Here is a 12966-nt window from a genome sequence, read left to right as displayed (position 1 = left end):
ACTTTTTACTATCTTATCAGATTGTCTGTGAGAAAGATATAAAAAAACGCAGATTTGATGGTTATATACCAAAATGTAATTTGTGGTTTTAGAATTGTTCAGAAGCCATTTAGAAACCATTAAGATTTTTTGCTCATAATAGAATCATCAAGTAAAAAAGGAGAGAGATATCATATGAGTATTAAAAATGGTCTGTATCGAAACTTAGGAAGCTTTTTGACAGCAGCTGTCGTTATTTCCGGCCTGTGTCCGGAAACTTCTTATGCTAATATAAGTTCTTCTGATTTTAATATGCGGGATAAAGTTATCAATTTAACAGGAATTATGCAACTTACAAATAATATGGGGATCGTAACAAGGGGAGAATTTGCCCAGATGCTGGTAAACGCTTCCAGCTACAGGGAGAATCTTCCAAAATCCGGTTCTTCTGTTTTTAAAGACGTTCCTGCAAATCATCCCATGGCTGAATATATTAAAATAGCAGCTTCTCAGGAGTGGATGGCAGGTTATCTTGGCGGAGTCTTTAAACCAGAAGAAAAGGTTACATACAGAGAAGGCGTAAAAGCAGTGCTTTCACTGCTGGGATATAAAGATGAGGATTTTACAGGAGATATAACTTCTTCCCGCATATCAAAATTTCAATTTCTGGAGCTGAACGAAAACTTAAGCCGGACAGCCGATGAGTGCATGACTCAGACAGACTGTGTAAATCTTTTTTATAATCTCCTCAAAACAAAGAAAAAGGATACTGGTGAAATCTATGGCAAGCTCTTAAATTGTGAGCTTAATTCGGATGGGGAAATCAATCCGATCTCTATTCTTAAAGATGAAAGAAAAGGTCCGCTTCTGGTACGGAGGGGATTTAGTGTGATTCAGTCTGTACCTTTTGGGTCAGAAAAGGCAAACGTTTTTTTAAACGGAGCTGCCAGTACGTTAGCGGCTGTGAAGCAATCTCAAAAAGCCAACGGTTTTGCAGTAATCTATTATAATGTGAAATCAAAAACCATATGGGCATATACCACGGATGGTTGGGATAAAGATACTCTGACTGGTGAGAACGCTTATGTTCTGATACTGGGTGAAGTTAAAAATATTTATTATAAATCCACCGATGTGATTACTCCCACCTCTATTCGCCTTGAGATTGACAGCAGCAATTCAGACAGCGAAATAAACAATAGTGAGAATGTAGACAGCAATGGATATCTGTCCATTAATTTAGAGTCTTCCAAGCTGCAGTATCTGTTTTCGATCTATGGAAAAGTGACGGTCGGGGATAAGGTAGTGATGGTATGCAGCAAAAATGGCACCAGCTATACGGCAGTGGATGCCATTGACTATTGAAAATGAGGCGAGAGTTTATGAATAAAAATAAAAGAAACATTCTGCTTATTGCTACAGCTGCAGCTGCCATATCAGCAGTATTTATTGTGATAAAGCAAATTGGAAAAACGAGCATGCCTGACGACAGTATTACGTTAAATACTGCTGTCGTTTCAAAGGGAAATATTGTTACTGAATTAAAGGCTTCCGGAACTCTGGCTGCAAAAAATACATACAAAATCACATCTATGGTGGAAGGAGAGATCTTAACAGCCGATTTTTCGGAGGGAGACCAGGTAGAGAAGGGACAGGTCCTGTATGAGATTAATAAATCCGCCATGGATTCTGAACTGTCAGGCTCTGAAAATGCATTATCCAGGGCAAACAGCTCTCTGGAACAGGCAAAAAAACTTTATGAAGATGCTGTTTTAAAATACAGTGGTAATACCTATAAAGCAAAAAAATCCGGATATATTAAGGAATTATATATTAAAGCCGGTTCTAAAGTGGATAGCGGAACGAAAATTGCAGATCTTTATGATGATCATGTGGTAAAACTGAAGGTACCCTTTCTTTCCGGAGATGCCGCCGCTTTTGCAGCAGGCGCTGCAGCAGTCATCACTCTTTCTGACACGGGAGAGCAGATTCCGGGAACGGTAGAAACAGTTTCCAGTCAGGAAACTGCTCTGACCGGAGGCAGATTGGTTCGCAGGGTGACTGTCTCTGTGCAAAATCCCGGAGGTTTAACCAGCGGGATAAAAGCGACTGTATCTGTAGGAGGGGTATCCGGTGCAGAAGACGGAACTTTCGAGCCGGAGATTAACAGTGCTCTGGAGGCAGATCTCCCGGTTTCTGTTGAAGTAGAAGCACTTCTTGTAAATGAAGGAGATTATGTGCAAAAAGGGACTCCATTGTTTCGTATCACAGAGATAAGTGCAGATGATCTGAAGAAAAATTACACAGATCCCATGAATCAGGCAGAGGAAAATGCAGAATCAGCAAAAAATAAATTAGACATTACAAGGAAAAATTACGAAAATTATACGATTAAGGCTCCAATATCCGGAACAGTAGTTGCGAAAAAATATAAAACCGGAGATACCATAAGCAAAAATACAAATACTGATCCGGATCTTGCTGTCATCTATGATCTTTCCCAACTGACTTTTAAGCTTCCGGTAGATGAACTTGATATACATAAGGTAAAAACAGGTCAGAAAGTGGCTGTGACTGCAGATGCTTACCCTGGAAAAACGTATTCTGCGACTGTCACAAATGTAAGCCTGGAAAGTACGGTAACCAATGGAGTCAGCACCTATCCGGTCATTGTCACTCTGGATAATAAAGAGGATTTGATTCCAGGTATTAATGTGCAGGGAGTGATTTCCACCGGCAGTGCAGAGGATGTACTTCTGATACCGGCAGCTGCTCTAATGCGGGGAAATTTTGTTTATATAAAGGATGATAAAGCACTGGAGAGTCAGGGAGATGTGCCTGCCGGTTTTCGGGCGGTAAAGGTAGAGACCGGACTGATCAGTGCAGAAGCTGTGGAGATAAAGAGCGGACTGGCAGAAGGGGATCTGGTTTATGCTGCCCAGAAAGAAACCGAATTGCCAATGGGTAACCTTATGGATGACATGGGAGGTGGGCCTGATGGTGAAGCTGGGGAATAAAAGAAAAGTCAGCAGAAAATCTTTGGGAACCTGTGGGGACTGCGAATTAATTAAGCTGGATCATATCTATAAGATCTATAACCTTGGGGGAGAGGTAATCTATGCCAACGACGATGTAAGTCTTGCAATCACAAAAGGAGAATTTGCTGCAATTGTAGGTAAGTCGGGAAGCGGAAAATCAACTCTTATGAATATCATAGGAGCCTTAGATGTCCCATCCAAAGGGGAATATTACTTAGGGGGAGAGCCGGTACGGGAGATGGGAGACAAACAGCTGGCCCGTATCAGGAATGAGATGATCGGGTTTATATTTCAGCAATACAATTTACTCCCAAAGTTAAATATAGCCGAAAATGTGGAACTTCCCCTTCTCTATGCAGGAGTAGAGGCTGGAGAACGAAAAGAGCGTACGTACCAGGCATTAAAGAAAGTGGGGCTGGAAGAAAAATGGAGAAATCTTCCTGGTCAGCTCTCAGGAGGGCAGCAGCAGAGAGTTTCCATTGCCCGGGCACTTTCCGGAAATCCGTCACTGATTCTGGCAGATGAACCTACGGGAGCCCTTGATTCCAAAACCAGCAGGGAGGTTCTGGATTTTTTAAAGCAGATCAATGAGGAAGGCAATACCATTGTGATGATTACTCATGACAATACGATTGCATTGGAAGCAAAACGGATTATCCGTATTGCGGATGGAAAAATCAATTTTGACGGAAAGGCAGGAGATTATGCGACAATCCTTTAAGCTTGCACTAAGAAGTATATGGGGCAATAAAATGCGCTCTTTTCTTACAATGCTGGGAATCATAATCGGAGTAGCCGCTGTGATTGTCCTGGTGAGCCTGATTAACGGTTACATGAATAGTGTAATGAAAAGTTTCTCCGATATGGGTGCTAATCAGATACAGGTCAATGTGACTAACCTTTCATCAAGGGCAGTAAACAGTGGGCAGATGTATGGGTTTTATGAAGAGAATACCAATATATTTGAACGTATGAGTCCGGTTGTGAATGTTTCCGGAAAAGTACGAAACGGAGAAGAATCGCTTAATTATACAGCGGTTTCAGGGTGCAGTGAGCAGTATGGAGATATGAAAGGGCTGAAGATTAAAGCAGGACGTTCCATACTTTATTCCGACATTGAATCCAGACAGAGGATTTGTGTGATTGGGGGATATGTGGCAAAAAAGTTATATGGAGCTGAGGAAAATGGGGTAGGTAAAAAAATAAAAATAGGAGAAAACACATTTGACATAGTGGGTGTATATGAAATAAAAAACAAACAGTATTCAGAAAGCGGAGGAGAAGATGATTTTGTCTGGATTCCTTATACGGTTGCAGTTAAAATAGAAAAGAATGCTAATATAGGGGATTAAAAAGATCACATAAATCACTCTCCTGGAGAGGGAAGTAAAGGTTTTAAAGGGCGGTTCCCTGGATAAGGCAATTTCTATCAGTGGGGCGGATGAGCTCACTTCACTTGCCCAGGGATTAAATGAGATGAGGCTGTCTTTAAAAGAGAATATGGAAATGAAGGAGAAACTGCGTTCTGCCAACAAAAGCCTGGTAACCGGCTTATCCCATGATTTGCGGACACCTCTCACAACTTTGATGATCTATCTGGAACTTCTGTCTAACGGAAAGGTTCCTGATGAGGAGAAGCAGAGACAGTATGTGAAAAAATGCATGGAAAAAGCAAAGCAGATGAAGGTGTTGTCGGATCAGCTGTTTGAAAGTGTATTGGTTACAGAAGAAAAGGAAGCTGAACTGGAAGATCCTCAGATGGTGCAGTATATCATGGAAGATGTAATTTCTGACATGATTATGTTTCTGGAAAGCCAGGGATTTTATACGGATTGCCGGGTTATATGGGAGCCGGTCAAAATAGCGGTATCCATAGATTATATCATAAGAATTGTCAACAATATCAGCTCAAATATCCTAAAATATGCTGACATAGATAAGCCGGTTATAATTGAAATGAAATACCAGAAAAATCAGGTGGAATTATGGTTTATAAATGGAATATCTTCTTGCAGAAATAATGGGGAAAGCACAAAAATTGGAGTTAATAATATCAAATCAATGATGGAGAAAATGGGTGGGGAATGTGAAGTGAACAGCTACGACAGCAGCTATATGATGAAAATAAAATTTCCGGTAAAATAAGAATAATTGCTTTATCTGATGGTAATATAATACCACAAAAACAACTTTTTTTCAAGTCTTGTAATTCTTCTGAAACAGGCGTAAACTGTGGATTTATCAGAAAGGAGTATGACTATGGACGTTGAAAAATGGCTGGTGCTAAATGATGACAGGACATACCTTACGAAATTACATGCTGCAAATGATTATACCGGACAGTTTGGTCTTAAGCTGTCAGAGGAAGATGCAGCGCTGCTTTTAACAGAGAGAAAAAATATTTTAAAAAAACAGGAGAGGCTGGAATTTGGGGAAGGAATTCTTCCAAAACTTATTTTTGCATTCTGTGATTCGCCGTATATTTATCAGGATAACTATACGGATACCCTGGGACGTCTTCAGGAAGTTTTTTATTTGTATAAAAATGAAACTCTGGACGAAATACCTGACGATGAACTGATTGAGTATATGAAAGAGCAGTTCGATGGTCCTTGTCAGGGATCTGTCGATTATCTTGAGGATACCTCTTTGGAACTATTTGCACGGAACTCCAGATTTGGTCTGCATGGCAGCAGGGAAGAAGATGATGATGAGATATAGCAAAGAGGAACTTATGCCTGTTGTGGCAAAGCTGGCAGCACGATTTACGGGGAATGAAAGTACGTCGATTTCCTATGAAAAGGCTAAACAGCTGATGGGAGCTGTAATTTATTGTATTGAAGAATATGAAAAAGCAGGTGCTGGCTCTGAGGGACTTGTTGCAGTGGATGCTGCCCTGCACACGGATACGGTCTACAGACGTGGATATGAAATTCTCATAGGAAAAGTCGCTGAAATCCGCCGGAATTACAACCTCATGATGAAAGGGTTTTCCCATTATGATAACCGGTGCTGTTATGATACTTTTCAAAAGGGGTTACCGGTTTTTTTCCTGTATTACGATCCGCTTTTTGATCCTATGAACCATATACTTACGCTGGATTATCCTGTGCTCGTTACATTTGAAGCACAGTGCGGAGCCGATCTAATGGAAAGCTATGTAAACTGCGCATATCTGGAGCAGAAGTTTTTGCAGAGACTGCCTGAAGAGTATATCCATTATGTGCTGAATGCCTATTCCGATGATTATGGAGAACTCATTATTAATCTGGCATCTATTGCATTAAGAAATGTATTAGGCTGCCGGATCGCGGGAAAAACCATTGATTTAAATGGATATACCCATGAAGAGATGACACGTCTTGAGCATTTTATCAATGGTAACACAAGAGAGGATTTAGAGGAGCATTTAAAGAAATATGTGGATGAACTGATGGACTTTGCATATGAGGGAAATAAAGAGCTGGGAAATTATTTAAAAGAGGATATGAGAAATTTCAGCTTTGAATTAAAGCATGCACTGAACTATCACTGTCTTAATACAGTGCTGGCAGTGGAAATCAGTTAAAAATATACCGGAAAGCCCTATAACAGGCTTCCGGTATTTTTGTACAATCGGAGCATTATTCTTATTCGTGAGCAATATCTTGTTCTTTCAGAAGATTCTTCTGCGCAGTTGAAAGCATAAGTTTAATACGGTTTAACTGATTGACCTCACTGGCACCAGGATCATAGTCCACAGCGATAATGTTGGAATCAGGATATGCCTTTCTTAACTCTTTGATTACACCTTTTCCCACAATATGATTGGGGAGGCATCCAAATGGCTGTGTACAGACGATGTTATTGGTGCCTGAATGGATCAGCTCCAGCATCTCACCCGTTAAAAACCAGCCCTCTCCGGTCTGATTGCCGATGGAGACAAACTGGTCTGCCATATCAGCAAGGTTACCGATATGAGCCGGAGCAGTAAAGTGTTCGCTCTTCTCCAGCTCCCGTTTGGCTGTTTTCCGGAAAAATTCCAGAAGTGAGATCCCCATATTTGCAAAGAATGCAGTGGATTTTTTTCCACCCAGGAAATCTGCCTTAAAGTTGGTATTATAGAAGCAGTACAGTAAAAAGTCCATTAAATCAGGCATTACAGCTTCAGCACCTTCCGCTTCCAGAAGTTCTACAATCCGGTTATTGGCAAGAGGAGAGAACTTCACCAGAATTTCGCCTACGATACCTACCTTTGGCTTTTTGAGGGAGTTTCTTGGCAGGCTGTCAAAATCTCTGATGATACCCTTAATATTGCGGGAGAATTCCAGCATATCAGCGGACTTCTTAGAAAGAGACACAATGCAGCGTTCCTTCCATTTGTCATGCAGAGAGTTGGCGGAACCGGGTATTTTCTCGTAGGGCCGTGTGGCATACAACACTCTCATAAATACATCTCCGTAAACCACGGCCTGCATGGCTTTCGTCAGCATGGGAAGGGAGATGGTAAAGCCTGGATTGCTCTCCATATTGCCTGCATTGACTGAAATTACCGGTACCTGGCTCATTCCTGATTTTTCCAGGGCTCTGCGGATAAAGCCGATATAGTTGGAAGCACGGCAGCCGCCCCCTGTCTGACTCATAAATACAGCCGTCCGGTTTAGATCATATTTTCCGGAGAGAAGAGCGTCCATGATCTGTCCTACGACAATCAGTGAGGGATAGCAGGCATCGTTATTCACATATTTTAAACCGGTATCAATGGCAGAACGGTTATCATTCTGCAGAACCTCCACGCGGTAGCCGAATGCCCTAAGGGCTGGTTGTATAAGATCAAAATGCAAAGGAGACATCTGAGGACATAAAATGGTGTATTCCTTTTTCATCTCCTTGGTAAACAGGACCCGGTTGTAAGCGCTGGAAACCACTTTGTGCTCAAAATGCCGTTTGTCCCGGACTTTTAAGGCTGCTATGAGCGAACGAACACGGATTCTGGCAGCTCCTAAGTTATTCACTTCGTCTATTTTTAATACTGTATAAATTTTACCGGAACCGGTCAGGATATCATTAACCTGGTCGGTTGTAACCGCATCCAGACCGCATCCAAAGGAATTGAGCTGGATTAAATCTAAGTTATTTTCTTTTTTTACCAGACTGGCGGCCCGGTAAAGCCTGGTGTGATACATCCACTGATCTGTAACTACCAGCGGGCGTTCGATCTCAGCAAGATGTGAAACAGAATCTTCAGTTAATACCGCAAAGCCATAGGAGGTGATCAGTTCCGGAATACCGTGATTGATTTCCGGATCAACGTGGTAAGGCCTTCCTGCAAGTACGATGCCGTGTCTGTTGTTTTCCTTTAACCACTGTAAGGTTTCTTCTCCCTTTTTCTCCATATCTGTGCGGGAAGCTAAAAGTTCCACCCATGCTTTATGGGAAGCGTCTGCGATCTCTGATGCAGGGATTCCAAATTCCTTCGTAAATACTTCTGTTAAACGTCGTGTTACTATTTCTTCATTGGTGAAAGCGATAAAAGGATTTAAAAAACGGATTGATTCTGTTTTAATGCCTTCTACGTTATTTTTAATATTCTCTGCGTATGAAGTTACAATCGGGCAGTTAAAGTGATTGCCTGCATCGGGACTTTCGTTCCGTTCGTATGGAATACAGGGATAAAAAATAGTTTTAATTCCCTGCTTTATCAGCCATTCTACATGCCCGTGTGCAATTTTTGCAGGATAGCATTCTGATTCACTGGGAATGGATTCAATTCCCAGTTCATAGATCTTCCTGGTGGACTGGGGGGACAGCATGGTGCGGAATTTTAATGTATGGAAAAAGACAGCCCAGAAGGGGTAATTCTCATACAGATTTAAAACTCGCGGAATTCCGATGACTCCCCGGGTTGCCAGATCAGCGCTTAACGGCTCATAATCAAACATGCGGTGGTTTTTGTAATCAAACAGGTTGGGAATTTCCCGCCTTGTTTTTTCCTTCCCGAGTCCACGCTCACAGCGGTTCCCGGAGATAAACTGGCGTCCGCCGTCGAACCGGTTAACAGTAAGTACACAGTTGTTGGTACAACCCTTGCACCGGCTCATGGAAGTCTCATAGTGAAGAGTGAGGATCTTATCAAGATCCAGCATAGATGTCTTTGCAGATCCATCATAACGCTCTCTTGCAATCAGTGCGGCTCCAAATGCGCCCATAATTCCGGCAATATCCGGTCTGACAGCTTCACACCCTGCTATTTTTTCAAAACTGCGCAGTACCGCATTATTGTAGAAGGTACCGCCCTGGACAACCACATGCTCTCCTAAATCAGAGGCATTTGTTATTTTAATTACCTTGAATAAGGCGTTTTTAATAACGGAGTACGCAAGCCCTGCGGAAATGTCGGAAACCTCTGCGCCTTCTTTCTGAGCCTGCTTTACATTGGAATTCATAAAAACAGTACATCTGGTTCCAAGATCTGTGGGGTTTTTGGCAAACAGTGCTTCAGAAGCAAAATCCTCCACTTTATAATTCAGGGAATGGGCAAAGGTTTCAATAAAGGAACCGCAGCCGGAGGAACAGGCCTCATTTAACTGGACACTGTCTACCGTATTGTTCTTAATGCGGATGCACTTCATGTCCTGTCCGCCAATATCTAAGATACAATCCACTTCCGGCTCAAAAAATGCTGCCGCATAATAGTGGGAAATCGTCTCAACTTCTCCCTCATCCAGGAGAAAAGCTGCCTTTAATAAGGCCTCGCCGTAACCAGTTGAGCAGGACCATACAATCTGGCTGTCTGCTGGCATCTGTTCCTTAATTTCTTTTATGGCACGGATGGCGGTTGACAGGGGAGAGCCATTGTTGCTGCTGTAAAAACTGTAAAGAAGGGTACCGTCTTCTCCAACCACGGCAACCTTTGTGGTGGTGGACCCTGCATCGATTCCTAAAAAGCATTTGCCGTGATAGGAGGACAATTCTCCTTTTTTCACGCAGTGGCCGTTGTGACGGCGGATGAATGCATCGTAATCCTCCTGACCGTTAAACAGCGGTTCCATACGCTTTACTTCAAATTCCATCCGAATACCATTTGATAATCTGGAAATCATATTCTCAAGAGAGGTGATTACATCCGTCTTTCCTTCTGTGCACATGGCAGCACCAATGGCAGCGAAAAGATGGGAATGGTCCGGAGCAATAATGGCATCTCCTGTCAGGTTTAATGTGCGGATAAAGGCCTTTCTCAGTTCAGGAAGAAAATGAAGCGGTCCTCCTAAGAACGCAACATTGCCACGAACGGGTTTTCCGCATGCCAGTCCGCTGATCGTCTGGTTTACCACTGCCTGAAATATAGAGGCGGCCAGATCCTCTCTGGTAGCTCCTTCATTAATAAGCGGCTGAATATCAGTTTTGGCAAATACACCGCACCGTGCAGCGATTGGATATATGGCTTTATAACTGGCAGCATATTCATCAAGTCCTTTGGCATCCGTCTGCAGCAGTGCAGCCATCTGGTCGATAAAGGAACCGGTACCTCCGGCACAGATTCCGTTCATTCTCTGGTCAATGCCGCCGGTAAAATAAATAATTTTTGCATCTTCACCGCCCAGTTCGATTGCCACGTCGGTCTGCGGGGCATAATCCTTAAGGGAAGCGGCGACTGCAACTACTTCCTGTACAAAGGGAGTCTTTAAATGCCTGGACAGAGTAAGCCCGCCGGATCCGGTTATAGAAGGGACAAGATCCATTGGACCTAACTGTTCATAGGCCTTCTTTAAAAGGCCTGCAAGTGTTTCCTGTATGTTAGCATAATGCCGCTCGTAATCAGCAAATAAAAGCTGTTGATTTTTGTCTAAAATAGCAATCTTTACGGTAGTGGAACCGATATCAATTCCTAAAGTATTGTATGTATTCATATGTGCGGGGTAACCCCTGCCTCCTTTTACGTAAAAGTAAGTTACTGACTCACCGGACATCAGTTTAACATAAAATAAGAAATAAAACAATTGCCTGTTCATGCTAAAATAATGTTAATCTTAGTAAAATTTGTGTAAGTTCACAAATTGCGGTAGCATTTCGTTTGACAAAAATGGTCTGGGAATCTATAATGTATAAGTCAAAGTCCGCCAAAGTATGCAGGATTAATTCCGTAGAAGGGGGAAAAGCCATGATTCAGATTTATAAAACAGAAGACGGCCTGATTCATCAAAAGGATGAGCTTTCTCCGGGGTGCTGGGTAGCACTTACCAATCCCACAGCTACGGAGATATTGGAGATCGCTGATACCTATCGTATCGATCCCGATGATTTAAGGGCTCCTCTTGATGAGGAAGAGCGTTCCCGTATTGAGACTGAGAATAATTACACTTTGATTCTTGTTGACGTTCCTACCATTGAGGAAAGGGGCGGCAAAGACTGGTATGTGACAATCCCCATGGGAATCATAACAACCGACGAGGCTATCATAACGGTATGCCTGGAAGAAACCACAGTGTTAAATGCCTTTATGGATGGAAGAGTCAGGGATTTTCATACTTATATGAAGACCCGTTTTATTCTCCAGATTCTTTATAAGAACGCATCGTTATACTTACAGTATTTAAGAGTAATTGATAAAAAAAGTGCAGTTGTAGAAGAGAAACTTCATAAGTCCACAAAGAACCGGGAACTGATTGAGCTGCTGGAACTGGAAAAGAGTCTGGTGTATTTTACCACCTCCCTTCGTTCCAATGAAGTAGTGTTAGAAAAGCTCATGAGGAATGAAAAAATCAAGAAATATCCGGAGGATACCGAGCTTCTTGAGGATGTTATCGTCGAGAACAAGCAGGCGATTGAGATGGCCAATATTTACAGCGGAATTTTAAGCGGCACTATGGACGCGTTTGCTTCCGTTATTTCCAACAACTTAAATATTGTTATGAAATTTCTGGCAACTATCACCATTGTAATGTCTATACCGACTATGGTAGCTAGCTTTTATGGAATGAATGTTAACCCTGCCGGAGTTCCTTTTGCGGACAGTCCATATGGTTTTTGGATTGTACTTGGTCTTACATTGATTCTGACACTGAGTGTTGCCTGGATTTTTTCCAAAAAGGATTTGTTTTAGCTTAGGAAGGTTGAACGCATGAAATTTTTTTATAATCTGGAACGCAGATTCAGAAAATATGCCATTCCGAATCTTATGTACTATATTATTGGCATGTATGGGACCGGGCTCTTTTTACAGCTTTTTACACCGGGGTTTTATCTACAGTATTTAGCGCTCGATGCACAGAAGATTTTAAGCGGTCAGGTGTGGAGAGTTGTTACCTTTATGATTTATCCACCAGGCGGAGGAAGTCTTTTCGGAAGTCTGATCGGCATGTATCTCTATTACATGCTGGGAGTTAACTTAGAGAGAATCTGGGGGGCTTTCCGGTTTAATGTTTACTTCTTTATGGGAGTAATTGGTCATGTGGCAGCTGCATTGGTTGTATATATCGTTTTTAAACAGAATATCTATCTGACCACGGAATTTTTAAATTATTCCCTGTTTTTTGCATTTGCTGCGACATTTCCTGATCTTGAATTTCTTCTGTTTTTTGTAATTCCTATTAAGGCCAAATGGATGGCTTTATTTAATGGAATCTATTTCCTCTATGAATTTATTATGGGAGATATGGCAATCAGAATTACAATAGTAATGTCGTTAATTAACTTCTTTGTATTTTTCCTTCTGACCCGGGATTTGAACCGGTTTAATCCGAGGGAAATAAAAAGAAAGCAGAATTTTCACCGACAGATGAAGATTATGCCCCAGGGAGGAACCCATCATAAGTGCGCCGTCTGCGGCAGGACCGAAAAAGATTCCCCAAACCTGGAATTCCGTTATTGTTCAAAATGTGAAGGCAGCTTAGAATACTGTTCCGAGCATTTATATACACATAAACATGTAACATCGGACAACCCCACAACCGGTGATACGACTAACTAG

The 12966-nt window shown here is 42.0% G+C and carries 10 protein-coding genes and 1 pseudogene; 10 read left to right on the top strand and 1 reads right to left on the bottom strand.

The features are described 5' to 3' along the window. The first annotated feature begins 174 nt into the window (after nt 1-174). The 8 genes and pseudogenes from CRO04_RS13885 (at nt 175) to CRO04_RS13855 (ending at nt 6585) form a co-directional block, all read left to right on the top strand. Nucleotides 175-1344: an S-layer homology domain-containing protein gene (locus tag CRO04_RS13885; RefSeq protein ID WP_097004853.1), complete on the top strand. Its 1170-nt coding sequence runs from the start codon at nt 175-177 to the stop codon at nt 1342-1344. 17 nt (nt 1345-1361) lie between these two features. Further along, complete coding sequence (locus tag CRO04_RS13880) at nt 1362-2996, top strand: efflux RND transporter periplasmic adaptor subunit (RefSeq protein ID WP_242974492.1); 1635 nt, start codon at nt 1362-1364, stop codon at nt 2994-2996. Then, the gene (locus CRO04_RS13875) at nt 2977-3738 is read left to right on the top strand and encodes an ABC transporter ATP-binding protein (RefSeq protein WP_097004851.1); all 762 of its coding nucleotides are present in this window, start codon (nt 2977-2979) and stop codon (nt 3736-3738) included. Before CRO04_RS13880 ends, CRO04_RS13875 begins: the two co-directional genes overlap by 20 nt. Beyond that, nucleotides 3722-4369, top strand: coding sequence for an ABC transporter permease (locus tag CRO04_RS13870; RefSeq protein WP_097004850.1), 648 nt, complete (start codon nt 3722-3724; stop codon nt 4367-4369). The genes CRO04_RS13875 and CRO04_RS13870 overlap by 17 nt, the downstream gene beginning before the upstream one ends. A gap of 13 nt (nt 4370-4382) precedes the next feature. After that, nucleotides 4383-4499, top strand: a pseudogene (locus CRO04_RS27475) (HAMP domain-containing protein); the annotation flags it as partial. 24 nt (nt 4500-4523) lie between these two features. Then, on the top strand, nt 4524-5162 hold the full coding sequence (locus tag CRO04_RS13865; protein WP_166432560.1) for a sensor histidine kinase: 639 nt from the start codon (nt 4524-4526) through the stop codon (nt 5160-5162). Nucleotides 5163-5276: 114 nt separating this feature from the next. Then, nucleotides 5277-5738: a DUF6323 family protein gene (locus tag CRO04_RS13860; protein WP_097004848.1), complete on the top strand. Its 462-nt coding sequence runs from the start codon at nt 5277-5279 to the stop codon at nt 5736-5738. Continuing rightward, nucleotides 5722-6585 (top strand): DUF6179 domain-containing protein, encoded by an 864-nt coding sequence (locus CRO04_RS13855; RefSeq protein WP_097004847.1) that lies wholly within the window; start codon nt 5722-5724, stop codon nt 6583-6585. The genes CRO04_RS13860 and CRO04_RS13855 overlap by 17 nt, the downstream gene beginning before the upstream one ends. A 61-nt stretch (nt 6586-6646) precedes the next feature. Here the strand turns inward: CRO04_RS13855 and CRO04_RS13850 are convergent, their stop codons facing one another. Beyond that, on the bottom strand, nt 6647-10906 hold the full coding sequence (locus CRO04_RS13850) for a 2-hydroxyacyl-CoA dehydratase (RefSeq protein WP_097004846.1): 4260 nt from the start codon (nt 10904-10906) through the stop codon (nt 6647-6649). A 251-nt stretch (nt 10907-11157) separates the two neighbouring features. On the opposite strand from CRO04_RS13850, the gene CRO04_RS13845 reads away from it, so the two are divergent. Next, the gene (locus tag CRO04_RS13845) at nt 11158-12099 is read left to right on the top strand and encodes a magnesium transporter CorA family protein (RefSeq protein ID WP_097004845.1); all 942 of its coding nucleotides are present in this window, start codon (nt 11158-11160) and stop codon (nt 12097-12099) included. Nucleotides 12100-12117: 18 nt separating this feature from the next. Further along, nucleotides 12118-12966, top strand: coding sequence for a rhomboid family intramembrane serine protease (locus CRO04_RS13840; protein WP_097004844.1), 849 nt, complete (start codon nt 12118-12120; stop codon nt 12964-12966).

Origin of the sequence: Lacrimispora amygdalina, assembly GCF_900205965.1 — a bacterium.
Classification (GTDB): Bacteria; Bacillota; Clostridia; order Lachnospirales; family Lachnospiraceae; genus Lacrimispora; species Lacrimispora amygdalina_A.
Note: the sequence above shows the minus strand (reverse complement) of the source record. Positions and strands in the feature narration are given on the sequence as shown.